Origin of the sequence: Streptomyces bullii, from assembly GCF_042657145.1 — a bacterium.
Lineage (GTDB): Bacteria > Actinomycetota > Actinomycetes > Streptomycetales > Streptomycetaceae > Streptomyces > Streptomyces bullii.
Window position 1 is genome coordinate 328,949 of record NZ_JBHSNY010000007.1, and the last position, 24,046, is coordinate 352,994.

The 24,046-nt window shown below is 71.9% G+C and carries 24 protein-coding genes and 1 tRNA gene; 14 read left to right on the forward strand and 11 right to left on the reverse strand.

The window, feature by feature from the left end:
- Window positions 1-86: 86 nt before the first annotated feature.
- Both ACFPZJ_RS21975 and ACFPZJ_RS21980 read right to left on the reverse strand, forming a co-directional pair.
- Window positions 87-1,115 carry a P1 family peptidase gene (locus ACFPZJ_RS21975; RefSeq protein ID WP_381024221.1) on the reverse strand — a complete coding sequence of 343 codons (1,029 nt, stop codon included), beginning with the start codon at window positions 1,113-1,115 and terminating at the stop codon, window positions 87-89.
- A 53-nt stretch (window positions 1,116-1,168) separates the two neighbouring features.
- On the reverse strand, window positions 1,169-2,401 hold the full coding sequence (locus ACFPZJ_RS21980; protein ID WP_381024223.1) for a low temperature requirement protein A: 1,233 nt from the start codon (window positions 2,399-2,401) through the stop codon (window positions 1,169-1,171).
- Window positions 2,402-2,514: 113 nt separating this feature from the next.
- Between ACFPZJ_RS21980 and ACFPZJ_RS21985 the strand changes: the two genes are divergently transcribed.
- Window positions 2,515-2,691: a hypothetical protein gene (locus tag ACFPZJ_RS21985; protein ID WP_381024225.1), complete on the forward strand. Its 177-nt coding sequence runs from the start codon at window positions 2,515-2,517 to the stop codon at window positions 2,689-2,691.
- Between the two features lie 22 nt (window positions 2,692-2,713).
- Here ACFPZJ_RS21985 and mscL read toward each other — a convergent pair whose 3' ends face one another.
- The 6 genes from mscL to ACFPZJ_RS22015 all read right to left on the reverse strand — a co-directional run bounded on the left by mscL (window position 2,714) and on the right by ACFPZJ_RS22015 (window position 8,749).
- The gene (mscL, locus tag ACFPZJ_RS21990; protein ID WP_381024227.1) at window positions 2,714-3,190 is read right to left on the reverse strand and encodes a large conductance mechanosensitive channel protein MscL; all 477 of its coding nucleotides are present in this window, start codon (window positions 3,188-3,190) and stop codon (window positions 2,714-2,716) included.
- 129 nt (window positions 3,191-3,319) lie between these two features.
- Window positions 3,320-3,844, reverse strand: coding sequence for a CpaB family protein (locus ACFPZJ_RS21995; protein WP_381024229.1), 525 nt, complete (start codon window positions 3,842-3,844; stop codon window positions 3,320-3,322).
- A gap of 455 nt (window positions 3,845-4,299) precedes the next feature.
- Window positions 4,300-5,142 carry an S-methyl-5'-thioadenosine phosphorylase gene (locus ACFPZJ_RS22000; protein ID WP_381024231.1) on the reverse strand — a complete coding sequence of 281 codons (843 nt, stop codon included), beginning with the start codon at window positions 5,140-5,142 and terminating at the stop codon, window positions 4,300-4,302.
- Between the two features lie 77 nt (window positions 5,143-5,219).
- Window positions 5,220-5,537 (reverse strand): FmdB family zinc ribbon protein, encoded by a 318-nt coding sequence (locus ACFPZJ_RS22005; RefSeq protein ID WP_381024233.1) that lies wholly within the window; start codon window positions 5,535-5,537, stop codon window positions 5,220-5,222.
- Between the two features lie 67 nt (window positions 5,538-5,604).
- Window positions 5,605-6,894 (reverse strand): MFS transporter, encoded by a 1,290-nt coding sequence (locus tag ACFPZJ_RS22010; protein ID WP_381024236.1) that lies wholly within the window; start codon window positions 6,892-6,894, stop codon window positions 5,605-5,607.
- Window positions 6,895-7,225: 331 nt separating this feature from the next.
- Window positions 7,226-8,749: a potassium/proton antiporter gene (locus ACFPZJ_RS22015; protein WP_381024239.1), complete on the reverse strand. Its 1,524-nt coding sequence runs from the start codon at window positions 8,747-8,749 to the stop codon at window positions 7,226-7,228.
- Between the two features lie 255 nt (window positions 8,750-9,004).
- Here ACFPZJ_RS22015 and ACFPZJ_RS22020 point away from each other — a divergent pair, with 255 nt between their 5' ends.
- The gene (locus ACFPZJ_RS22020) at window positions 9,005-11,830 is read left to right on the forward strand and encodes a penicillin acylase family protein (protein WP_381024241.1); all 2,826 of its coding nucleotides are present in this window, start codon (window positions 9,005-9,007) and stop codon (window positions 11,828-11,830) included.
- A 66-nt stretch (window positions 11,831-11,896) separates the two neighbouring features.
- Here ACFPZJ_RS22020 and ACFPZJ_RS22025 read toward each other — a convergent pair whose 3' ends face one another.
- Entirely contained in the window at window positions 11,897-12,511 is a 615-nt protein-coding gene (locus ACFPZJ_RS22025; protein WP_381024244.1) for a 5-formyltetrahydrofolate cyclo-ligase, read from the reverse strand.
- Between the two features lie 92 nt (window positions 12,512-12,603).
- On the opposite strand from ACFPZJ_RS22025, the gene galU reads away from it, so the two are divergent.
- The 7 genes from galU to ACFPZJ_RS22060 all read left to right on the forward strand — a co-directional run bounded on the left by galU (window position 12,604) and on the right by ACFPZJ_RS22060 (window position 18,121).
- Window positions 12,604-13,515, forward strand: a complete 912-nt coding sequence (gene galU, locus ACFPZJ_RS22030) for a UTP--glucose-1-phosphate uridylyltransferase GalU (protein WP_381024247.1) — start codon at window positions 12,604-12,606, stop codon at window positions 13,513-13,515.
- A complete protein-coding gene (glp, locus tag ACFPZJ_RS22035) occupies window positions 13,512-14,834 on the forward strand; it encodes a molybdotransferase-like divisome protein Glp (protein ID WP_381024250.1) in 1,323 nt (440 codons plus the stop codon). Before galU ends, glp begins: the two co-directional genes overlap by 4 nt.
- A gap of 129 nt (window positions 14,835-14,963) precedes the next feature.
- The gene (moaC, locus tag ACFPZJ_RS22040; protein WP_381024252.1) at window positions 14,964-15,473 is read left to right on the forward strand and encodes a cyclic pyranopterin monophosphate synthase MoaC; all 510 of its coding nucleotides are present in this window, start codon (window positions 14,964-14,966) and stop codon (window positions 15,471-15,473) included.
- Entirely contained in the window at window positions 15,470-15,970 is a 501-nt protein-coding gene (locus ACFPZJ_RS22045; protein WP_381024253.1) for a MogA/MoaB family molybdenum cofactor biosynthesis protein, read from the forward strand. The genes moaC and ACFPZJ_RS22045 overlap by 4 nt, the downstream gene beginning before the upstream one ends.
- A 26-nt stretch (window positions 15,971-15,996) precedes the next feature.
- Window positions 15,997-16,623 (forward strand): GNAT family N-acetyltransferase, encoded by a 627-nt coding sequence (locus ACFPZJ_RS22050; protein WP_381024255.1) that lies wholly within the window; start codon window positions 15,997-15,999, stop codon window positions 16,621-16,623.
- Between the two features lie 172 nt (window positions 16,624-16,795).
- Window positions 16,796-17,953, forward strand: a complete 1,158-nt coding sequence (sepX, locus tag ACFPZJ_RS22055) for a divisome protein SepX/GlpR (protein WP_381024258.1) — start codon at window positions 16,796-16,798, stop codon at window positions 17,951-17,953.
- 94 nt (window positions 17,954-18,047) lie between these two features.
- Window positions 18,048-18,121, forward strand: a tRNA-Ala gene (locus ACFPZJ_RS22060).
- Window positions 18,122-18,250: 129 nt separating this feature from the next.
- On the opposite strand, the gene ACFPZJ_RS22065 is transcribed toward ACFPZJ_RS22060, so the two are convergent.
- Window positions 18,251-18,727 (reverse strand): GNAT family N-acetyltransferase, encoded by a 477-nt coding sequence (locus ACFPZJ_RS22065; RefSeq protein ID WP_381024261.1) that lies wholly within the window; start codon window positions 18,725-18,727, stop codon window positions 18,251-18,253.
- A gap of 77 nt (window positions 18,728-18,804) precedes the next feature.
- Here ACFPZJ_RS22065 and ACFPZJ_RS22070 point away from each other — a divergent pair, with 77 nt between their 5' ends.
- Entirely contained in the window at window positions 18,805-19,608 is an 804-nt protein-coding gene (locus ACFPZJ_RS22070) for an exodeoxyribonuclease III (protein ID WP_381024263.1), read from the forward strand.
- Here the strand turns inward: ACFPZJ_RS22070 and ACFPZJ_RS22075 are convergent.
- Entirely contained in the window at window positions 19,605-20,258 is a 654-nt protein-coding gene (locus ACFPZJ_RS22075; protein ID WP_381024266.1) for a MerR family transcriptional regulator, read from the reverse strand. The genes ACFPZJ_RS22070 and ACFPZJ_RS22075 overlap by 4 nt on opposite strands.
- A 134-nt stretch (window positions 20,259-20,392) precedes the next feature.
- Here ACFPZJ_RS22075 and ACFPZJ_RS22080 point away from each other — a divergent pair, with 134 nt between their 5' ends.
- The 4 genes from ACFPZJ_RS22080 to ACFPZJ_RS22095 all read left to right on the forward strand — a co-directional run bounded on the left by ACFPZJ_RS22080 (window position 20,393) and on the right by ACFPZJ_RS22095 (window position 24,012).
- Window positions 20,393-21,916 carry a flavin-containing monooxygenase gene (locus tag ACFPZJ_RS22080; RefSeq protein WP_381024268.1) on the forward strand — a complete coding sequence of 508 codons (1,524 nt, stop codon included), beginning with the start codon at window positions 20,393-20,395 and terminating at the stop codon, window positions 21,914-21,916.
- Window positions 21,913-22,830: an alpha/beta fold hydrolase gene (locus ACFPZJ_RS22085; RefSeq protein ID WP_381024271.1), complete on the forward strand. Its 918-nt coding sequence runs from the start codon at window positions 21,913-21,915 to the stop codon at window positions 22,828-22,830. The genes ACFPZJ_RS22080 and ACFPZJ_RS22085 overlap by 4 nt, the downstream gene beginning before the upstream one ends.
- The gene (locus ACFPZJ_RS22090; RefSeq protein WP_381024273.1) at window positions 22,827-23,711 is read left to right on the forward strand and encodes an SDR family oxidoreductase; all 885 of its coding nucleotides are present in this window, start codon (window positions 22,827-22,829) and stop codon (window positions 23,709-23,711) included. Before ACFPZJ_RS22085 ends, ACFPZJ_RS22090 begins: the two co-directional genes overlap by 4 nt.
- A 76-nt stretch (window positions 23,712-23,787) precedes the next feature.
- Window positions 23,788-24,012 (forward strand): hypothetical protein, encoded by a 225-nt coding sequence (locus ACFPZJ_RS22095; protein ID WP_381024276.1) that lies wholly within the window; start codon window positions 23,788-23,790, stop codon window positions 24,010-24,012.
- Window positions 24,013-24,046: the final 34 nt, after the last annotated feature.

Sequence of the window (24,046 nt, forward strand, 5' to 3'; positions counted from 1 at the left end):
GGCCGCCGGGGTTCCCTGCGGCCGCGATGAGGACCATCACGTGACAGAACCGCGACAATCGCCCGGCTGGAGAGCCACGGACCCTCTCAACGCCGCCCGTACAACTCCTCGTACGACGGCCACGCCCCACCCGGCCCGTCCACCGACTCGGCGGCGCGTACCGCGCGGATGATCGCGCGGGTGACCATGTCCGCGCCGGCCGCGAGGACGTCGTTCAGCGCCAGGGGGGTGCCGGTGTCGAGCGGGTGCTGCCCGGTCGCCAGGGCGAACACGGTGTCGCCGTCGTTGAGGAGGTGCACCGGGCGGACGGCCCGCGCGATGCCGTCGTGCGCCGTGCCGGCCAGCTTCCGCGCCTGCGCCTTGGACAGGTCGGCGTCGGTGGCGACGACCGCGAGCGTGGTGTTCAGCGGGGGAGGGGCGTTGCGCGCGGCGACCTCGGCGAGCCGCCGGCGCGCGACCTCGTGGACCCGCCGTTCCGGGTAGCGCACGCGCCCCTGGAACAACTCCCCGTACAGGACGCCCGTCTCCGGGTCCACCGCCGACCCCACCGCGTTGGCCACCACCAGCGCGGCCACCGTGATCCCCGAGTCGAGGACCGTGGCGGCGCTTCCGATCCCGCCCTTCACCGACCCGATCACGGCGCCCGTACCGGCGCCCACGCACCCCTCGGGCACCGGCGCTCCCGGCTCGCTCGCCGCGGCCGCCTCGACCGCCTGCCGACCGGTGGCCGCGTCCGGCCGGGCCCGGAAGTCGCCCCCCCGCCCGAGGTCGAAGACGCACGCGGCGGGCACCACCGGCACGACGTGCGCGGGATCCGGCCCGACGCGCACCCCGCGGCCCCGCTCCTCCAGCCAGGCCATCACCCCGGACGCCGCGTCGAGACCGTAGGCGCTGCCGCCGGTCAGCACGATCGCCTCGACCTTCTGCACGAGGTTGCGGGGGTCCAGGGCGTCGGTCTCCTTGGTGCCGGGGCCGCCACCGCGCACGTCCACGGCGGCGACGGCACCGCCCTGCGGGGCGAGCACGACCGTGGTACCGGTGAGCCATCCGTCGCCGGTCCGGGTCGCGTGCCCCACCCGCACCCCGGCGACATCCGTCAGCGCGTCAACTGTCATGGCGCCAAGTCTCGTGCAGCGGCCTGGCGCATCGGTGCCGCCGCGACGCCACGTCAGCCGGCGGGTGCCGCCGTCCTGGTCGCCCGGGCGGCCCGGCGCGCGGTGAGCGTCGTACCGGTCGCCACCGCCAGCGCGGAGACGATGCCCGCCGCGAGCACCGCCCAGTGCCCGAGGAACGTGCAGCAGATCACCAGCAGCGCCGTCGTCGGCAGCACGAGCTGCTGGGAGATGCCCACCTTGAAGTGCCGCGCGTGCAACGCCCACACGGTCAGCAGGAACAGCGCCGTCGGCAGTGTCACGGCGGCCGACGCGGTCAGCGTCGAAACGTGCGCCGTGCCGACCGTCTGCTCCACCGCCACCTCCAGGCCCGCACCGATCGCCGCCGCCGACGCGAACACCAGGTAGTGGCCGTAGCCCCACAGGAACGCCTGCCTGTTGGAGCGCAGATGGCCGTGGATGGGCACCACGAAGTAGATCCACCAGGCGGCGAAGATGACCAGCAGCCCGCCCGCGGCGATCGGCAGCAGCTCGTCCAGCGCGTCGTTCTCGTCGATGCCGGACTTCACGGCCACCGTGGCCGCGGCGATCGTCTCGCCCAGCACGATGATGGTGAACAGCCCGTACCGTTCCGCGATGTGGCGCGGGTGCCATGTCGTGGGGTGGTCCTTCTCCGCGAGGGGTGGCACGCACAGCTCCAGCGGCACCATCACCAGGAACACCCAGGGCCGGGCCTCCACCGGCAGGAACAGCAGCCCCAGCCAGCCGATCTGGCAGAGCAGGACCCCGACGGCGTACCGCAGCGCCGTCGTCCGCTCCGGGCCCTCCCCGGCGAGGGCCGCACGCAGCCACTGCGCCGCCAGGGCGAGCCGCATGATCATGTAGCCCAGCCAGACGGCGAGGAACTCGTGGTCCTCGAACGCCCGCGAGACCCCGGCCGCCAGGACCAGGACGCCCGCGATCTGCACCAGTGTGACGACCCGGTACAGCACGTCGTCGTTGTCGTACGCCGAGGCGAACCAGGTGAAGTTCATCCACGCCCACCAGATGGCGAAGAACACCATCGCGTAGTCGAGGATGCCCTCGCCCGCGTGGCGCTCGGCGACGGAGTGCACCAGCTGGATGCCCGCCTGGGCGATGGCCACGACGAAGCACAGGTCGAAGAAGAGCTCCAGCGGGGTGGCGGACCGGTGCGCCTCGTCGCGGCCGCGGGCCCGGAGCCGGCGCAGCGGTCCGCGGCTGTCCGGCCCGCCGGGCGAGGCGGATGCGGGGGACGGGCTCGACGTCATGCCTCTCAGCACAACAGACGGGGCCCGGTTTTTCTCGCGAGCGGGTCCACAAGGGGAGCGGGCGGGCCCAACGGCCGGACCGCGGGCCGGGCCCTGGGCCGTACCCTGGACGCATGAGCACCGCCCCCGACCCCGAGCCGCGCGAGCCGAAACCCGCCCTGGTCTTCGACGACCCGCTGGACCAGCAGACCTCGGACGACACCGACGGCGGATGGGGCGAGCGCACGGACGGCGACGCCGTGTCCGACCTGAAGCGCTTCCTGGACGAAAAGCCGCCCCACCACCTCTGAACCGGTCGGGCCGCAGTCGGCGTCACTGCCGGTCGTGGCCCGAGCCCCGCTGGGCGACCAGGGCGTCCCGGATCTCCTTGAGCACCTCCAGCTCGGTGACGTCGACGATCTCCTGCGCGCCCTCCTGCTCCTTCCTGCGGGCCTCCTGCCGGGCCAGGTACTTGGACATCGGCAGGACCATCAGGAAGTAGACGACGGCCGCGGTGATCACGAAGCTGAGCGTGGCGCCGAGGACGGAACCCCACATGATCGGGACACCGCTCGTCACCGTGCCGTCCGCGGCCACCTTGCAGGGGGCCTTCAGACATGAGCTGTAGTGGTCCAGGCTTTTGGTGCCGAACGCGCCGACCAGCGGATTGATGATGCCCTTCACCACCGAGTTCACGATGTTGGTGAAGGCGGCGCCGATCACCACCGCGACAGCCAGATCGACGACGTTCCCGCGCATCAGGAAGGCCTTGAAGCCCTGCCAGACGCTCGGCTCCTTCTTCTCGCTCACCTCGGGGCCTCTTTTCGTACAAGCGGGTTGTGGAACGAAACGCTCCGCAACCTACGTCAACGTTGGGCCGGACTGTCCAGCCGGGTCCCTCGTAGGAGGCATGTGACGGGGCGGCGCACAGCGCCCCGCTCACCACAGCGTCACCGCCAGCCGCGCCGTCGTGCTCGCGCCCGCGAGGCGCGCCGCGGTGGCGCGCGGCACCGACAGCACGACCAGCGCCCCGCCGTCCGCCGCACCCTCCAGGGGCTCCGGCACCTTCGTCACCCGCGCCCCCCGCGCGACCGCCCGGGCCTCGCCGCCCGTCACCGCGTCCACGGCGGCGATGACGTCGACCCGGTCGCCCGGCCGCAGCAACCGGACCGCGGCCGCGTCCGCGATCCGCACCGGTGCCGTCACCGTGCCCACGGTGCGGAGCGGGCGGCCGGGACGGTCCCCGGCCGCCGCCGACGACGCGGCACGGCTGGACGGCGGGCCCGGCGGATGTCCGCGGGCCCCGTCGGAGTCCTGCGGTCCGGCCGCCACCAGCGCGGCCGCCGTCACGGCGAGCCCGGCCGCCAGGGCCCGCCAGCGATGCCGTACGAGTGGGCCACGCCCACGCCATCCTCCCCGCACCCGTACGGGAGCGAAGGGCGGCACCTCGCAGGGAGGAGGCACATCGGCACCGGGCGGGCCCGGGCACGGAGCGGAGGGGGGCGTCGAGGCGGTGACAGCGGACAGAGGTGAAGAAGCAGACGGAGGTGCAGAGGCAGACAGAGGTGAAGAAGCAGGCAGAGACAATGAAGCGGACCGATGCAGGGAAGGACGCAGCGACACGGAGACCACCACCGGGGACGAGGGATCGGGCTTGCCAGCCCGCGATGTGCTGGCGCGTCCCACGATGAGGCCTCACGCCGCCGCCCACTCCGGCCTGTGGATCTACTCTCCGGTTGTGGACAACTCGCTCACCCGAAGGTGACGTTCCACCCCGGCGCCGGCACCGGTGTACCAGCACCCGAACCCGCCCGGCACCGGTGTACCAGCGCCCGAACCCGCCCGGCGCCGGTCCCAGCGCCCGAACCCGCCCGGCGCCCGACCCACCCCGGCCTCAGCACCCGCCCCGCCCCCGGCGCTCACGGCAGCGCGAACCCCGGATCCATCCCGCCCAGCGCCGTCGCGCACAGACAGTCCCGCTCCTGCGTGGAGGGCAGCGCCGCCACCGCGTCGAACAGCACACCCCGCAGCCGGTCCACGTTCGCCGCGAACACCCGCAGCACCTCCTCGTGGGAGACGCCCTCGCCGGTCTCGGCTCCGGCGTCGAGGTCCGTGACCAGGGTCAGCGAGGTGTAGCAGAGCTCCAGCTCGCGGGCGAGCGCCGCCTCGGGATGTCCGGTCATGCCCACCACCGACCAGCCTTGGGCCTGGTGCCACAGCGATTCGGCGCGGGTCGAGAAGCGCGGCCCCTCGACCACGACCAGCGTGCCGCCGTCCACCGGCTCCCAGTCCCGCCCGCGCGCCGCCTTCAGCGCGACGGCCCGTCCGGTGGGGCAGTAGGGGTCGGCCAGCGACACGTGCACCACGTTCGGCATCGTGCCGTCGGGCAGCGGCAGCCCGTCGAAGTACGTGTTCGCCCGGGACTTCGTACGGTCGACCAGCTGGTCGGGAACCAGCAGCGTGCCCGGTCCGTACTCGGGGCGCAGGCCGCCCACCGCGCACGGCCCGAGGATCTGGCGCGCGCCGACCGACCTGAGCGCCCACAGGTTGGCCCGGTAGTTGATGCGGTGCGGCGGCAGATGGTGGCCGCGGCCGTGCCGGGGGAGGAAGGCGACCCGCCGGCTGGCGACCTCACCCAGGAAGAGGGAGTCGCTGGGCGGCCCGTACGGGGTCTCCACCTGGATCTCGGTCACGTCGTCGAGGAAGGAGTAGAAGCCGGAGCCGCCGATCACGCCGATCTCGGCGTTCGCCTTGTTCACCATGCTCGCACCCTAACCGCACGCGCGAACGCCGAGGACCCTGTCGTCGGTCGACGACAGGGTCCCGTGAGAAGCGGGCCTTACGCGGCGGTGCTGCTGGAGCTCGACGACGAGCTGGACGACGAACTCGACGACGCGGACGACGAGGACGAGCCCGAGTCGGAGGACGACGAGGAGGAGCTCGACGACTTCGACGACGCCGGGGAGCTGCTCGACGAGGAGCCGCGGCTGTCGTTGCGGTAGAAGCCGGAGCCCTTGAAGACGATGCCGACCGCCGAGAACACCTTCTTCAGGCGGCCCTTGCAGCTCGGGCAGTCCGTGAGGGCGTCGTCGGTGAACTTCTGCACCGCCTCGAGGCCCTCGCCGCACTCGGTGCACTGGTACTGGTACGTCGGCACTGTCTTCCTCCTGGCACTCTCACTCAATGAGTGCTAACGACGAACCATAGTGACCTATTCCTTGCGTTCAGTCCACCGCAAGGGGGACGCGGTGACCCACGCCACGTGCGACGGTCCGCCCGCGGGGCCCCGCCGCCAGCCGTGAGCGCAGCGCCAGCAGGGTGACCAGGGCGAGCAGCGTGCCGCCCATCGGGACCAGGAAACCTGCTCCGTCCCAGAAGCGGTCCTCCAGCTGTCCGGCGACCGTGACGGCCGCGGCCTGGCCGAGGGCGACCGCGCCGGTCAGCCAGGTGAAGGCCTCCGTGCGGGCACCGGCCGGGACCAGGCTCTCGACGAGGGTGTAGCCGGTGATCAGGGTGGGCGCGATGCACATGCCGACCAGCAGGCCGAGACCGGCCAGGAGCAGCACCGAGTGCGCGGCCCACAGCCCGGAGGCGGCCAGCGCCAGGGCCGTGTAGCCGACGACCAGCCGCCGCTGCGGGGCCGCCTTCCAGGCGATGGCGCCGCAGACGATGCCGGAGAGCATGTTGCCCGCGGCGAAGACGCCGTACAGGACGCCGTTCAGACCGGGCTCGCCGATCGACTCGGTGAACGCGGCCAGCGAGACCTGCATGCCGCCGAAGACGGACCCGATGCCCAGGAACGTCACGATCAGCACGCGCACCCCGGGGACGCGCAGGGCGGAGACCTGCTCCACGCGCGCGTGCCCGGCCGCGGCGGTGACCGACGGCTGGGTGCTCCGCTGCGCGGCGAACAGCAGACCGCCGAGCAGTGTCAGGGAGGCCTCCGTCACCAGGCCGGCGGCCGGGTGCACGGCGGTGCACAGCGCGGTGGCCAGCAGCGGGCCGACGACGAAGGTCAGCTCGTCCGTGACGGACTCGAAGGCCGCGGCCGTGGTCATCAGCGGGGAGCCCTTGAGCTTCACGCCCCAGCGGGCGCGCACCATGGGCCCGATCTGCGGCACCGAGGCACCCGTGGGCACGGCAGCCGCGAACAGGGCCCACAAGGGCGCGTCGCCGAGGGCCAACGCCGTCAGGGTCAGGCCCGCCAGGGCGTGCACCAGGACGCCCGGGACCAGGACCGCACGCTGCCCGTAGCGGTCGGCGAGGCGGCCGCTGTAGGGCGCGAACAGCGCCATGGAGACGCCGGTGACGGCCGCGGCGGCGCCTGCCGCGCCGTACGAGCCGGTGGTGTGCTGTACGAGCAGCACGATGGAGAGGGTGAGCATCGCGAACGGCTGGCGCGCCGCGAAGCCGGGGAGCAGGAACGTCCAGGCGCCGCGGGTGCGCAGCAGCTGTCCGTATCCCGGGCGCGAGGGCGTCGCCGAGTTCTTCGACGTGGTGACCGTGGACGCCACGGCCCGTGCCTTTCTGCCGCCTGGTAGCGCCGCCCGTTCACGTCACGGGCACGCCGAGAGCTGTCCTCTTGCGCGGACTGCGGTAGATACCGGGGCCCGCTGAGTCGAGGAGGGGTGTCCCGGCCGCCATGCGGTCGCGCCAGCTCTGCGTCAGGCAGAGTTGGTTCGATCTGGGTGACGCCTGCATCCTACAGGGATCAAGCGCGGCGTACCTGTGAAACCGGGCACCATGCGCCCCGTCGCCTGGGATTACTCCTGCGGGCCTGCTCGCTGCGTTCGTTCCTCGCGTTCCCGGTCTGCCTGGTGCCTGGTGCCTGGTGTGCCTGGGTTTCTAGTCCTGCGTCCCGTTGACGCCCAGCCACCCGGCCAGCTTGCCGCCGCGTCCCACCGCGCGCAGCCGCTTCTCCGCCGCGTCGCGGACGGGGTCGGTGGCGACCACGAGCAGTTCGTCGCCGCGCCGCAGGACCGTCGTGGGCAGCGGGACGAACGATTTGCCCTCCCGGACGATCAGGGTGACGGCAGCGCCGGTCGGCAGCCGCAGCTCGTGGACCTCGACGCCGTGCATCTTCGACCCCTCGGGGATCGCCACCGACAGCAGATGCCCGCGCAGCCGCTCCAGGGGAGCCGACTCGATGCCGAGGTCGGCGGCCTCCTGCCCGTCGCCCAGGTGCAGCCTGCGGGCGAGCCACGGCAGTGTCGGCCCCTGGAGCAGCGTGTAGACGACGACCAGGACGAAGACGATGTTGAAGATCCGGTGGCTGGCCTCGACACCCTCCACCATGGGGATGGTCGCCAGGATGATGGGCACGGCGCCGCGCAGCCCGGCCCAGGACATCAGGGCCTGCTCCCGCCACGGCACGCGGAACGGCAGCAGGGACACCACGACGCTCAGCGGACGGGCCACCATGGTCAGCACCAGCCCGATGACCAGTGCCGAGACGAAGTCCTCGCCCAGTTCGTGCGGGGTGACCAGCAGGCCGAGCAGGACGAACATGCCGATCTGGGCGATCCAGCCGAGCCCGTCGGCGAACCCGCGGGTGGCCGGCCAGTGCGGCAGCTTGGCGTTGCCCATCACCATGGCGGCGAGGTAGACGGCGAGGAAGCCGCTGCCGTGGGCCGTCGCGCCCGCCGCGTACGCCATGACGGCGATGGCCATGACGGCGATCGGGTAGAGGCCGGAGGCGGGCAGCGCCACATGCCTGAGGCCCCAGGCGCCCAGCCAGCCCACCGTGAGCCCGATGGCCGCGCCGATGGCCAGCTCCAGCAGGATCACGCCCAGCAGGACGTACCAGTGGTCCACCGGTCCGGCCGTGGACAGCGAGGCCACGAGGATGACCACCGGGGCGTCGTTGAAGCCGGACTCCGCCTCCAGCGTGCCCGTCACGCGCGTGGGGAGGGGAACCTTGCGCAGCACCGAGAAGACGGCCGCCGCGTCGGTCGAGGACACCACCGCGCCGATGATGAGGGCCTGACGCCACTCCAGCCCGATCAGGAAGTGCGCGGCCGACGCCGTCACCCCGACGCTCACCGCGACCCCGGCCAGCGCCAGCGTGGAGGCGGTCGGCAGGGCGGGCTTGATCTCCTTCCACTTCGTGCCCAGACCACCCTCGGCCAGGATCACGACCAGGGCCCCGTACCCGATCACCTGGGTCAGCTCGGCGTTGTCGAAGTGGATGCCGCCGATGCCGTCCTGTCCGATGAGGACGCCGATGCCCAGGTACACGAGCAGGCTGGGGAGCCCGCTGCGCGAGGAGACCCGGACCGCTGCGACGGCGACGATCAGGACGAGCGAGCAGACGAGCAGGAGCTGGTTGAGGTGGTGGACAGTCAGCGGCCGTTTCCTTCCCTGGCTCACACGCGCACCCCGCGCGGGAGCTCACGTACCACGTACATCGCACACGAAGCCGGGACGCTTCGCAGCAAACTACTTTGTTACCTTACCTAACTCTTGACGATTTCTTGACGATCGACCGGGCAAGATCGAACGCTCGTACGCGCCGGTTCTCGACTCCGCGTCCAGTGGTGTCGGGCCCTGCGCCTATCGTTGCTCCAGCGCTCAGTTAAAAGCACAGCCGAACCTGCCGCTCGCGTTAGGACAGCAAGGACAGCGATGCCCCCCAACACCACCGCCTCCACGGGTCAGCAGCCCGGCAAGTCCGGCAGGAAGAAGGGGCGCAGAGCCCGTCTGATCGTGCTCGTACTGGTGCTGGCCCTGATCGGCGGCGTCGCCTACGGGGCGTACTGGTCCATCAGCACGGTCCGCGCCTCCTTCCCGCAGACCAAGGGCTCCCTCACGCTGGAGGGCCTGTCGGGACCCGTGGACGTCAAACGCGACGGCTACGGCATCCCGCAGATCTACGCCTCCACCGACGAGGACCTGTTCATGGCGCAGGGCTACGTCCAGGCGCAGGACCGGTTCTACGAGATGGACGTGCGCCGCCACATGACGGCCGGCCGCCTGTCGGAGATGTTCGGCAAGAGCCAGGTGAAGAACGACGAGTTCCTGCGCACCCTGGGCTGGGACCGGATCGCCAGGCAGGAGTACGACACCAAGCTGTCGGCCGCCACGAAGAAGTACCTCCAGGCGTACGCCAAGGGAGTCAACGCCTACCTCCAGGGCAAGGACGGCAAGGACATCTCCCTGGAGTACGCGGCGCTCGGGTTCACCAACGACTACAAGCCGCAGAAGTGGACCCCGGTCGACTCCGTCTCCTGGCTGAAGGCGATGGCCTGGGACCTGCGCGGCAACATGCAGGACGAGATCGACCGGGCCCTGATGACCAGCCGCCTGGGCCCCAAGCAGATCGCCGACCTGTACCCGGAGTACCCCTACGGCCGCAACAAGACGATCGTCCAGCAGGGCCAGTACAACGAGCTCACGCAGACGTTCGACGGCGGTGACGGCACCACCGGCACGGGCACCGGAACAGACACGGTGGGCACGGCGGGCACCGGAGCCGGCACCGGGAGCACCGCGGGCACGGCAGGCACCTCCGCGGGCGGCGGAACCGGCACCGGGACCTCCTCGGGCACCTCGGCCCTGCAGAGCCAGCTGACGGGCCTCCAGGGCGTCCTGGACGACCTGCCCACGGCCGTCGGCGTCAACGGCAACGGCATCGGGTCCAACTCCTGGGTCGTGGGCGGCGAGCACACCATCACCGGCAAGCCGCTGCTGGCCAACGACCCGCACCTGTCGCCCTCGCTGCCGTCCGTCTGGTACCAGATGGGCCTGCACTGCCGCAGCGTCTCCGCCAAGTGCCAGTACGACGTCACCGGCTACACCTTCGCGGGCATGCCCGGCGTGATAATCGGCCACAACCGGGACATCGCCTGGGGCATGACCAACTCCGGCGTCGACGTCACCGACCTCTATCTGGAGAAGATCACCGGCGACGGCTACCTGTACGACGGCAAGGTCAAGCCGTTCACCACGCGCGAGGAGACCATCAAGGTCGCCGGCGGTGAGTCCCGGAAGATCGTCGTCCGGGAGACCAACAACGGACCCCTGCTGTCCGACCGTTCCGACGAGCTCGTGAAGGTCGGCAAGAAGGCCGGAGTCGACACCGCCGCCCCCGACCGCGGCGACGGCTACGGCGTCGCCCTGCGCTGGACCGCGCTCCAGCCGGGCACCACCATGGACGCCGTCTTCGCGATGGACAGGGCGAAGGACTGGAGCGACTTCCGCGCGGCGGCCGCCCTGTTCGACGTGCCCTCGCAGAACCTGATCTACGCCGACACCCGCGACCACATCGGCTACACGCTGCCCGGAAAGATCCCCACGCGCGCGGACGGCCACGACGGCTCGATCCCCGCGCCGGGCTGGGACCCCCGGTACCGCTGGACCGGCTACCTCAAGCAGGACCAGCTGCCCTACGAGTACGACCCGAAGCAGGGCTACATCGTCACCGCCAACCAGGCCGTCGTCGACAAGGACAAGTACCCCTACACCCTCACCACGGACTGGGGTTACGGCGCCCGCAGCCAGCGCATCACCGACCTGATCGAGTCGAAGATCAAGGACGGCGGGAAGATCTCCACCGACGACATGCGCCAGATGCAGCTCGACAACAGCAACGAGATCGCCAAGCTGCTCGTGCCCCGGCTGCTGAAGATCGACACCGGCGACAAGGACGTGCGCGAGGCGCAGAAGCTGCTGGAGGGCTGGGACTACACCCAGGACGCCGACTCGGCGGCCGCCGCGTACTTCAACGCCGTGTGGCGCAACATCCTCAAGCTCGCCTTCGGCAACAAACTGCCCAAGGAGCTGCGGGTCAAGGGGCAGTGCCTGTGGGTGGACCCGGTCAACACCACCGGGCCCGTCGACCGGACCGACAAGGTGCGCGAGTGCGGCCAGCGCGAGCCCGACCAGGCGCAGCCGGACGGCGGCGACCGCTGGTACGAGGTGGTCCGCACGCTCATGGACCAGCCCGACAGCGACTGGTGGAAGACGCCCGAGGCCGGCAACCGCGAGGGAGCGGACAACCGCGACGAGCTGTTCAAGCGCGCCATGGTCGACGCCCGCTGGGAGCTGACCGCCAAGCTCGGCAAGGACATCGACACCTGGAGCTGGGGCCGGCTGCACCGCCTGTTCCTGAAGAACCAGACCCTGGGCACGGACGGCCCCGGCTTCCTGCAGTACGTCCTCAACCGGGGCCCCTGGAAGCTCAGCGGCGGCGAGGCCGCGGTCAACGCGACCGGCTGGAACGCCGCCGGCGGCTACGGCGTCGTGTGGGTGCCGTCGATGCGGATGGTGGTCAACCTCGGCGACCTCGACAAGTCGCGGTGGATCAACCTCACCGGCGCCTCGGGACACGCCTACAGCGCCCACTACGTCGACCAGACGGACAAGTGGGCCGACGGCGAGCTGCTGCCCTGGTCGTTCTCGGACCAGGCGGTCGACAAGAGCACGCGCGACACGCTGGTGCTCCGGCCGTGACGTCCGCACCCTGACGGAAGGGGCCCGCACGCGCGCGTGCGGGCCCCTTCCGTCATCCCCGCCCGGTCACCCGAACCGCCGCACCCCCGACGGTGTCACCACCGCGTGCACGGGCCGGTCGTGGGCCTCCTCGGGGACGCGCTCGACGACCTCGGCGTCGTACAGCAGCACCACCAGCGCGGGATCCGCCCCCGCCCGTTCCAGGCGGGCCAGGACCCGGTCGTACGATCCGCCGCCGCGCCCCAGCCGCATCCCGCGCGCGTCCACCGCCAGGCCCGGCAGCAGGACGGCGTCGGCGGCGGTCACGGCCTCCGGCCCGAGACGCTCCCCGGCCGGCTCGAACAGGGCCATCCTCCCGCCGTGTTGCACGCGCGCGAGGGAGCCCTCCCCGCCGTACAGGCCCCAGTCCAGGTCGTTGTCGGGGAGCAGCACCGGCAGCAGGACGCGCACGCCCCGCGCGCGCAGCGCGTCCAGCAGCGCGAGCGTGCCGGGTTCGCTCCCCACGGAGACGTAGGCCGCCACCGTGCGCGCCCGCGCCAACTCGGGCAGCCCCAGCGCCCGCACGGCCAGCGCGGCCGCGGCTTCCCGCACGTCATCGGCCGTCAACCTGTTCCTCACCGCGAGGAGCTCCCGCCGCAACGTCCGCTTGTCAGGGTCGTTCGTACGTCCGTTGTGTACCAAGGTCGTTCCCGTACCGTTCCAATACGCTCATATGAGAGCCAAATAACCGGAGCCTCAGATTCCATGCAAAGGCACCGGATAAGGTGTCGGGCATGATTCAGTCGCACCCTCGGATCAGCAAGGCTGTCATTCCCGCAGCAGGCCTCGGCACCCGGTTCCTGCCGGCCACCAAGGCCACTCCCAAGGAGATGCTGCCGGTCGTCGACAAGCCGGCGATCCAGTACGTGGTCGAGGAGGCCGTGACCGCCGGCCTCGACGACGTCCTCATGGTCACGGGCCGCAACAAGCGCCCCCTGGAGGACCACTTCGACCGCAACTACGAACTGGAGTCCGCGCTCGAGAAGAAGGGCGACGCCGAGCGCCTGGCCAAGGTGCAGGAGTCCAGCGACCTCGCGACCATCCACTACGTCCGCCAGGGCGACCCCAAGGGCCTCGGCCACGCCGTGCTGTGCGCCGCCCCGCACGTCGGCGACGAGCCCTTCGCGGTCCTGCTCGGCGACGACCTGATCGACCCGCGCGACCCGCTGCTCAAGCGCATGGTGGAGGTCCAGGAGCAGCGCGGCGGCAGCGTCGTCGCGCTGATGGAGGTCGCCCCCGAGCAGATCCACCTCTACGGGTGCGCGGCGGTGGAGACGACGGAGGACGGCGACGTCGTCAAGGTCGGCGGACTGGTCGAGAAGCCCGACCCGGCCGACGCCCCCTCCAACTACGCGATCATCGGCCGCTACGTGCTCGACCCGCACGTCTTCGACATACTGCGGCAGACCGAGCCCGGCCGCGGCGGCGAGATCCAGCTCACCGACGCCCTCCAGCAGCTCGCGGCCGACGAGAAGATCGGCGGCCCGGTGCACGGCGTCGTCTTCAAGGGCCGCCGCTATGACACCGGCGACCGCGGCGACTACCTCCGTGCCATTGTCAGACTCGCGTGCGAACGTGAAGATCTGGGCCCGGACTTCCGGACCTGGCTCAGCCGTTACGTCACCGAGGAGATGCAGCAACTTTGAGCAGCGCCGCGCCCCGCACCGCAGGCCCGGACCACCTCTGGTCGGTGGACGAGCACCTGGAGGACATCCTCGCGACCGTCCGCCCCCTCGAACCGATCGAGCTGAACCTGCTCGACGCCCAGGGCTGCGTCCTGGTCGAGGACGTCACGGTGCCGGTGTCCCTGCCCCCGTTCGACAACAGCTCCATGGACGGGTACGCGGTACGGGTCGCGGATGTCGCGGGCGCGAGCGAGGAGTTCCCGGCGGTCCTGGAGGTCGTCGGGGACGTCGCTGCCGGCCAGGCCGACCTGCTGCACGTGGGCCCCGGCCAGGCCGCCCGCATCATGACCGGCGCCCCGCTGCCGCCCGGCGCCGAGACCGTCGTGCCCGTCGAGTGGACCGACGGCGGGATCGGCGAGGGCCCGGCCAGCGGCATGCGCGCCCGCAGCCTCGCCCCCGAGGGCGCCGAGGGTCACGTCCACGTCTACCGCCCGGCCGAGGCACACGCGCACGTGCGCGCCAAGGGCAGCGACGTCAAGGCCGGCGACCGCGCCCTGAAGGAGGGCACCGTCCTCGGCCCGCCGCAGATCGCCCTGCTCGCCGCGATCGGCCGCGGCAGGGTGAGGGTCCGCCCACGCCCGCGCGTGGTGGTGCTCTCCACCGGCAGCGAACTCGTCCAGCCCGACGCGGAGCTGCGCGCCGGCCAGATCTACGACTCCAACAGCTTCGCCCTCACCGCCGCCGCCCGCGACGCCGGTGCCATCGCCTACCGGGTGGGCGCCGTCGCCGACGACGCCGAGACCCTGCGCTCCACCATCGAGGACCAACTGGTCCGCGCCGACCTCATGGTCACCACGGGCGGCGTGAGCGTCGGGGCGTACGACGTCGTCAAGGAGGCCCTCGCCCACGTCGCCGACGAGGACGAGCCGGGCAGCGGCGTGGAGTTCCGCAAGCTCGCCATGCAGCCCGGCAAGCCGCAGGGCTTCGGTTCCATCGGCCCGGACCACACCCCGCTGCTGGCCCTGCCCGGCAACCCGGTCTCCTCCTACGTGTCCTTCGAGCTGTTCGTCCGCCCCGCGATCCGCACCCTCATGGGCCTGGAGGACGTCCACCGGCCGCGGACCCGGGCGACCCTGACGGCCGACAGGGCGCTGACCTCGCCGAAGGGCCGCCGCCAGTTCCTGCGCGGCACGTACGCGGACGGCACGGTGCGCCCGGTCGGCGGCGCCGGCTCCCACCTGGTCGCCGCCCTGGCGCAGGCCGACGCGCTGATCGTCGTCCCCGAGGACGTCGAGACCGTAGAGCCCGGGACCGAGGTCGAGGTCGTCCTGCTGGGCTGACCCCCCGCGCGCGTGCGCCCGCGGTGCGGTCCTGCCCGGCCCGGCGCCCCTGCTTGGCGGTACCGTGTCGCGCACAGCAGGCCCGTGCGCCGCACCGCGACGGGCCCGGACCGGGAGCGCCACACACGCATGAGTACGCAGGACCCAGGCACGCAGGGCCGAGACAGGCAGGACCGACTGACGCACATCGACGACGCGGGCGCCGCCCGCATGGTCGACGTGTCGGAGAAGGACGTGACAGCGCGCACCGCCCGCGCCAGCGGCCGCGTGCTCGTCTCGCCCCGTGTGGTCGAGCTGCTGCGCGGCGAGGGCGTCCCCAAGGGCGACGCCCTGGCCACCGCACGCATCGCGGGCATCATGGGCGCCAAACGCACCCCCGATCTCATCCCGCTGTGTCACCCCTTGTCCGTGTCCGGTGTGAAACTGGATCTGTCGGTCGCGGACGACGCGGTGGAGATCCGGGCCACCGTGAAGACGACGGACCGTACGGGCGTGGAGATGGAGGCCCTCACCGCGGTCTCGGTCGCCGCGCTCACCGTGATCGACATGGTCAAGGCGGTCGACAAGGGGGCGGTCATCACGGACGTGAGGGTGGAGGAGAAGACGGGCGGCAAGTCGGGCGACTGGAGCCGGGCATGACGTACCGCGCTCTTGTCGTCACGGCCTCCAACCGGGCCGCCGCCGGTGTCTACGAGGACAAGGGCGGCCCGCTGATCGCCGACGGCCTCAAGGACTTCGGCTTCGCCGTCGACGGCCCGCGGGTCGTCCCCGACGGCGACCTGGTGGAGGCCGCCCTGCGCGCCGGCGTCGAGGCCGGCTACGACGTGATCGTGACCACCGGCGGCACCGGCGTCTCACCCACGGACCGCACCCCCGAGGCGACCCGGAGGGTGCTCGACCACGAGGTGCCGGGCATCGCGGAGGCCATCCGGGCGTTCGGCCGGGACAAGGTGCCCACCGCGGCGCTGTCGCGGGGCCTGGCCGGAGTGGCGGGACGCACGCTGATCGTCAACCTGCCCGGTTCCACCGGCGGGGTGAAGGACGGCCTGGCCGTCCTGGAACCCCTGCTGGTCCACGCGGTCGACCAGATCCGCGGCGGCGACCACCCCAGACCCGGTACGGGGGGTGCGAGCTGAACAGCCCATCCTGGCCCGTCGAGCTGGTGGACGGCGATGTCCTCCTCCGGCCGATAAAGCTGCGCGACCAACGGGCCTGGCGCGAGGTCAACCGGCGCAACCGTGACTGGCTGCGGCCCTGGGAGGCCACCATCCCGCCGCCCGCGCCCGGCGGGCCGCTGGCGCACCGCCCCACCTACCGGCAGATGGTCCGCCACCTGAGGTCCGAGGCGAACGCGGGCCGGATGCTGCCGTTCGTCATCGAGTACCAGGGGCGGCTGGTCGGGCAGTTGACGGTCGCCGGGATCACCTGGGGCTCGATGTGCTCGGGGCACATCGGTTACTGGGTGGACGAGGCGGTCGCCGGCCGCGGAGTGATGCCGACCGCCGTGGCGCTGGTGGTGGACCACTGTTTCCGCACCGTCGGACTGCACCGCATCGAGGTCTGCATTCGCCCGGAGAACGGGCCCAGCCGCCGGGTCGTGGAGAAACTCGGATTCCGCGAGGAGGGACTGCGCCCGCGCTATCTCCACATCGACGGAGCCTGGCGCGACCACCTCGTCTTCGCGCTCACGGCGGAAGAGGTGCCCGAAGGGTTGCTCAGGCGCTGGCACCGGGCACGCTCCCACGACGAACCGCGCAACCCGGGAATCCACCACAGCCCCGGAAATTGAATAGACGTTCGAATTCGATCGGCCAACCACCGACTCATGGCTTTGAATTGCCGGCCATCGCGGTTCGCTGATCGGAACGGTCACAAAAAAAGTTCGAAATATCAGCCAGATCGTGCGACACACCGGCTCAATTGGCGGATGGCCTCACGCAAACCCCTCTACCGTGTGAGGCGTGAGCAGCAGCGGCCTCATCTACGCAGTCATTGTCGGGGCCTGGGCCGCCTACTTGGTGCCGATGTGGCTCCGTAGGCAGGACGAGCTGAACGAGGCCCGTCCGACGGAACGCTTCAGCACCGCCATCCGGCTCCTGTCCGGACGCGCGGGCATGGAGCGCCGGTACGCCAAGGACCTGCGGGCGCGCTCCGCCGACGAGGGGGAGCCCGCCGCCGTCGACCCGGACGCGGTCACCGACTCGGTGGACGTCCGGGCCTTCGCCGTGTCCCAGACCCGCCCGCAGACCCAGGTCCCCGTACCGTCGCCCACCGGGGAGCGCCCGGAGCCGGAGCGCGGACACCCGGAGCGGGTGCCCGCCGCCCGGCGCGCCCCGACGGCCCAGGCGGCCCAGGCGGCCGCCGCGCGCGCCCAGCGCTCGAAGGTCCTCGCACGTCGTCGGCGCACCACCGTCATGCTCTTCCTCGCCTTCACGCTCGGCGCGATCGTCGCCGCCGTCGGGGGGCTCGCGTTCCTGTGGGCGCCCGGGGTGCCCGCCGTGCTGCTCAGCGCGTACATCGCCTACCTGCGTTCCCAGGAACGCCGCCGGTTCGCCTACCAGATGGACCGCCGCCGGGCCGAGGTCGCCGCCCAGCGGCTGCGGGAACGCCGACGCCAGCCGCGCCGGCGCGCCGCCGAGACGTCCCCCGGCGAGGAGGCCGACGAACCGCACCAGGCGCCCGAGCCGGTGACCGACCCCGGCCTGTCGGCGCTCGCGGCGGACCGCCGCGCGCTCGTCGAGCAGACCGACCACGCCGAGTGGGTCGACCAGCAGCGCGAGCGGCAGCGCCGCCCGGGGCAGGGCGACAGCTGGGACCCGGTGCCGGTGCCGCTGCCGACGTACGTCACCGCCCCGGTCGCCCCCCGTGCCACGCCCGACGTGGATCTCGGCGCCCCGGACACCTGGAGCTCGGCGCGGTCGAGCACCGTCCCGCCGGACGGGGCGGGTGCCACGGACGACGAGGCGCCGGGAGAGACCGCGGCCCCCGGGGAGGCGGACGACGCCGCGCGCGGTGAGGCCCGGCGGGTGGCATCGGCCCGGCGCGCCAGGGAACGCGGCCGCACGCCGCTGTTCGACCAGTACGAGGACGGCGAGCGGCCCCGGGCGGCCAACGAGTAGCCGCAGGCATCCCACCTGCACCGCCTGCGCCCTCCGCCCCGGGAACGGATTTCCAAGCAGGCCGATCGGGGTGCTAAAGTTTCACTCGTTGCAAGGGCCTGTGGCGCAGTCCGGTAGCGCACCTCGTTCGCATCGAGGGGGCCAGGGGTTCAAATCCCCTCAGGTCCACGCAGCACAGAGCCCCGTCGGGATCCCGACGGGGCTCTGTCGTGTGTCCTGCCCGTGACTGGCCCTCAGGTGGCCCGCCTCACAGAGCCGTCGAGTGGCTCGCTCTGCCGTGCCGTCGTGTGGCCCGGCTCACAGCGCCTTGGCGAAGCAGCGGCTCGCCTCGTGGAAGCGGTAGTAGCCGAACTTCTCGCACGGCTCGTAGCCGCTGGAGGTGTACAGGGCTATCGCCTCCGGCTGCTTGGTGCCGGTCTCCAGGACCATGCGGATGCGGCCGGCCGTGCGGGCGTCCTCCTCCAGGGCGGCCAGGACGCGGCGGGCCAGCCCCCGGCCGCGCATCTCCTCGATCACGTACATCCGCTTCAGCTCCGCGTCCCCGTCGCGGTTGCCCGCTCCGTTCGCGTCCTGGGCGCGCCAGCCGCCGGAGGCGACAGGGCTGTCGTTCTCGTCGTACACCAGCAGGTACAGGCCGTTCGGCGGCTCGAAGTCCGACGGGTCCAGAAGGGTGGCGTCGCCGCCGTCGCCGTAACGCACGTGGTACTCGGCCTGTACCCGGTCGTTGAGCTTGACGGCGTCGGGGTGGTCGAAGGAGACGCGACGTATCATCATGCCGGTCATCGTACATGTGTACGAATCGGTTGTTCCCGGCATCCGGTCCCCGTCCAGTGTGCCGGTATCGTGCCGGGGTGCTCACCGTGACCTCCGTCAATGTCAATGGACTGCGCGCCGCCGCGAAGAAGGGCTTCGTGGAGTGGCTCGCGGAGACCTCCGCCGACGTGCTGTGCCTGCAGGAGGTGCGCGCCGAGCCGGAGCAGCTGCCCGAGCCCGTCCGCGCGCCCGACGGCTGGCACGTCGTCCACGCCCCCGCCGCCGCCAAGGGCCGGGCGGGTGTGTCCCTGTACACGCGCCGCGAACCCGACCGCGTCCGGATCGGCTTCGGCTCCACCGAGTTCGACGACAGCGGGCGCTACGTCGAGGCCGACCTGCCGGGTGTGACGGTCGCCTCCCTCTACCTGCCCTCCGGCGAGGTCGGCACCGAGCGGCAGGACGAGAAGACGCGCTTCATGGGCGAGTTCCTCGCCCACCTCAAGGAGCTGCGCCGGCGGGCCGCCGCCGACGGCCGCGAGGTGCTGGTCTGCGGTGACTGGAACATCGCCCACCGCGAGGCCGACCTGAAGAACTGGCGCGGCAACACGAAGAACTCCGGCTTCCTGCCCGAGGAGCGGGAGTGGCTGGGGCGGGTCCTCGACCCGGCGGACGGCGGGTACGTCGACGTCGTACGGGCGTTGCACCCCGACGTGGCCGGGCCGTACTCCTGGTGGTCGTACCGCGGGCGGGCGTTCGACAACGACACGGGATGGCGCATCGACTACCAGATGGCCACGCCCGGGCTCGCCGAGCGGGCCGTCAAGGGGTTCGTGGAACGGGCGGCCACGCATGCCGAGCGGTGGTCGGACCACGCGCCGGTCACCGTGGTCTACGACCGCTAGCCGGGCTCGCTCTGTCCGCGCATGCGGCGGTCCAGGGCCAGGGACAGTTCCGCCTCCACCACGCTGCGGGCCAGCGGGCGCAGGCGGGGCAGGTCCTCCTCGGAGGCGTGGCGCAGCACCAGGTCGGCGAAGAGTCCGGCGAGTGCGTCGGCGTGCCGGCGGACCTGCCGGCCCGCCGCCAGCACCTCCGCGAGGGGGATGCCCTCGCGGACGAGCGCCGACGACACGTCCAGCAGGCGGCGGCTGATGTGGACGATCTCGTCGCCGTCGGTGCCGAGGTAGCCCAGCTCCATGGCGGCGGCCAGGTTCTCGGGGGTGACCTCGCCCTCGAAGCGGGCGGCGAGCTCCTCGGGGGTGAGGCGGACCGGTTCCTCCTCGGTGGGGGTGCCCACGCCCAGCAGGTCGGCGACGTCCCGCCCGTGGTCGAAGGCCTCCGCCAGTTCGGCGATGCCGCTCAGTGTGTGGCCGCGGTCCAGCAGGGCGCTGATCGTCCGCAGACGGGCCAGGTGATGGTCGTCGTACCAGGCGATACGGCCCTCGCGGCGCGGGGGCGGGATCAGCTTGCGTTCGCGGTAGAAGCGCAGGGTGCGGACGGTGATGCCGGCCAGCCGGGCCAGCTCTTCCATGCGGTACTCACGCTTCTCGGCCACCAGGGCACCTTAAGGCGTACCGTCGGTAACTTCCTCGTACCGCCCCCTACCCAGGAGTACGGAGCTGCTCTACCCTCCCATTGCGCCAGTGTTCACTGGCAGAGTTCCGGGCGAGTGCGGAAGTGAGGCGTGGCATGGCCGAAGACGAACACGAGCATGTACGGGTCGCGGTGGTCGGGTCCGGGTTCGGCGGGCTGGGCGCCGCCGTACGGCTGCGCCGGGAGGGAATCACCGACTTCGTCGTGCTGGAACGGGCGGACAGCGTCGGCGGCACCTGGCGGGACAACAGCTACCCGGGGTGCGCGTGTGACGTTCCGTCACATCTCTACTCGTTCTCCTTCGCGCCCAACCCGGACTGGCCGCGCACCTTCTCCGGGCAGCAGCACATCCGTGCCTACCTGGAGCACGTCACGGACGTCTTCGGGCTGCGGCCGCACATCCGCCTCAACTCGGAGGTGACGCGGATGGCCTGGAACGGCGAGCGGCTGTGCTGGGACATCGAGACCAGCGCGGGGAACCTGTCCGCCGACGTCGTGGTGTCCGCCACCGGGCCCCTGTCCGACCCGAAGATCCCCGACATCCCGGGGCTGGACTCCTTTCCGGGCACGGTCTTCCACTCCGCCCGCTGGGACCACGACTACGACCTCACCGGCAAGCGCGTCGCGATGGTGGGCACAGGGGCCTCCGCCATCCAGATCGTGCCGTCCATCCAGCCCGTCGTCGGGAAGCTCACCCTCTTCCAGCGCACCCCGCCGTGGGTCCTGCCCCGCGTGGACCGGGCCATCAGCGGCGCCGAGCGGTGGCTGCACCGGCAGCTGCCCTTCACCGCCCAGCTGCGCCGCGGACTGCTGTGGGGCATCCGGGAGTTGCAGGTCCAGGCGTTCACCAAGCGCCCGAACGAGCTCGGTTTCGTCGAGCAGCTGGCCCGGCGCAACATGGCCCGCGCCATCAAGGACCCGGCCCTGCGCGCCAGGCTCACCCCCGACTACCGCATCGGCTGCAAGCGGATCCTGCTGTCCAGCGACTACTACCCGGCGCTCGCCCGGCCCAATGTGGACGTCGTCACCGGCGGTCTGAGCGAGGTGCGCGGCTCGACCCTCGTCGCCGCCGACGGCACCACCGCGGAGATCGACGCGATCATCTTCGGCACCGGCTTCCACGTGACCGACATGCCCATCGCCGAGCGGGTGGTCGGCGCGGACGGCAAGACCCTCGCCGAGGTCTGGAAGGACGGGATGGAGGCCCTGCGCGGCGCCTCCGCGGCCGGCTTCCCCAACTGGATGACGATCATCGGGCCCAACACCGGCCTGGGGAACTCGTCCATGATCCTCATGATCGAGTCGCAGCTGACCTACATGGCGGACTACATCCGGCAGCTCGACGTCCTCGGCGGCCGGGTCGCCCTCGACGCCCGCCCGAACGCCGTGCGCGCCTGGAACCACCGGGTGCAGGAACGGATGAAGCGCACGGTGTGGAACACCGGTGGGTGCACGAGCTGGTACCTGGACGCCAACGGCCGCAACACCACCATCTGGCCCGGTACGACGAGCGAGTTCCGGCGCGCGACGCGGCGCGTGGACCTCGCGGAGTACGACGTCCTGCGCGCCCCCGCACGGTGTGACGCCGCCGAGCGGCAGGACGCGGAGGTGAGCGCGTGAGCCGCCTGACGCACGTCACCTCCGGCCCCTACGCCCCGCCCACACCCACCCGTGAACTGACCGCCGTCTCCGCCGACGGCGCCCGGCTGCACGTCGAGGTGCACGGGCCCGAGGGAGCCCCCGCGGTCGTCCTCGCCCACGGCTGGACCTGCTCGACCGCCTTCTGGGCGGCCCAGATCCGGGACCTGGCCGCCGACCACCGGGTCATCGCCTACGACCAGCGCGGCCACGGACGCAGCCCGGCGAGCCCCGCGTGCAGCGCCGACGCCCTCGCCGACGATCTGGAAGCCGTTCTGCGCGCCACGCTCGCGCCCGGCGAGAGGGCCGTGATCGCCGGGCACTCCATGGGCGGGATGACGGTGATGGCCGCGTCCGGGAGGGAGGGCTTGCGCGCCCACGCGGCGGCCGTACTGCTGTGCAGCACGGGCAGTTCGCAGCTGGTCGCCGCCTCGACCGTCGTACCGCTGCGGCCCGGGCGGCCGCGGACCTGGCTGACCCGGCGGATCCTCGGCTCCCGGGCGCCGCTCGGGCCGGTCACGCCCCTGGCCCGCCGGATCCTCAAGTACGCCACGATGGGCCCGGATTCGGCCCCGCACATGGTGGAGGCGTGCGCCCGGATCGTGCACGCCTGCCCCCGCTCGGTGCGCTACGCCTGGTCGCAGGTGCTCGACCTGCTCGATCTCGACCACGCGGTCCGGGAGTTGACGGTGCCCGCGGAGATCGTCGTCGGCACGGCGGACCGGCTGACGCCGCCCGCGCACGCGCGGGCCCTGGCCGACGCACTGCCGCACTGCCTCGGCGTCACCGAACTGCCCGGCGTCGGCCACATGACGCCCGTCGAGGCCCCCGAGCTGGTCAGCGCGAAGATACGGACACTCGTCACCACCCGTCTCCGGGTGAAGGAGGGCGCATGAGCAGGGGCAGTCTGGAAGGGCGGGTCGCCGTCGTCACCGGAGCGGCCCGCGGCGTCGGGGAGTTGCTGGCCCGCAAGCTCTCCGCGCGCGGTGTGCGGACGGCGCTGGTCGGGCTTGAGCCGGACGCGCTCAAGCAGGTCTCCGCACGGCTGCACAGCGACAGCGCCCACTGGCACGCCGACGTCACCGACCACGAGGCGATGGCGCAGGTGGCCCGCGAGGTCAAGGAGCGCTTCGGCAGGGTGGACATCGTCGTCGCCAACGCCGGTGTCGCCACGGGCGGGCCGTTCGTCGACTCCGACCCGGAGTCCTGGCGGCGGGTGATCGAGGTCAACCTCATCGGCTCGGCGGTGACGGCCCGCGCGTTCCTGCCGCCGCTGCTGGAGAGCCGGGGGTACCTGCTGCAGATCGCGTCGCTCGCGGCGATCACTCCGGCTCCGATGATGACGGCGTACTGCGCCTCCAAGTCCGGGGTGGAGGCGTACGCGCACAGCCTGCGCGCCGAGGTCGGCCACCGGGGCGTGAAGGTCGGGGTCGGCTACCTGTCGTGGACCGACACCGACATGGTGCGCGGTGCCGACCAGGACGACGTCATGCGGGAGTTGAGGCAGCGGCTGCCCTGGCCGGCCGGCAAGACGTATCCGCTGGGGCCTGCGGTCGACCGGATCGTCGCCGGGATCGAGCGGCGGTCGAGCCATGTGTACGGGCAGTGGTGGCTGCGGGGCATGCAGGGCGTGCGCGGGTATCTGCCCGGCGTCATAGGCACCGTGGGCCAGCGGGAGATGCGGCGGTTCGCGGAACGGCTGACGGGCATGCGCACCGGGCTGGTCGGGGCGGGCGGTGCCGCCGACGAACAGCAGAGGATGACGCAGGGTGACTGATCGACATGCGCAGGGTCACCGCCCGTGTGAATCTGGTCGAGCAAGATTCCCTCACCCCCCACGGGAGTGAACCCACATGGGCATGAAGGACCAGTTCCAGGACAAGTCCGAGCAGTGGCAGCAGCAGGCCAAGCAGAAGGCCGAGCAGGCCAGGGAGCGGCTCCAGGAGCGCGGCGAGCGCGGTGAGCGCGGCGAGCGCGAGCGCGGTGAGCGCGGCCGTCAGCGTGACGAGAGCATGGACCCGATGGAGCGCGAGACGGAGGACCGCCTCGACCAGGACTACGACCAGGACTACCGGTAAGCCTGAGTCCTGACGTCGTGTGCTGAGCGGAAGG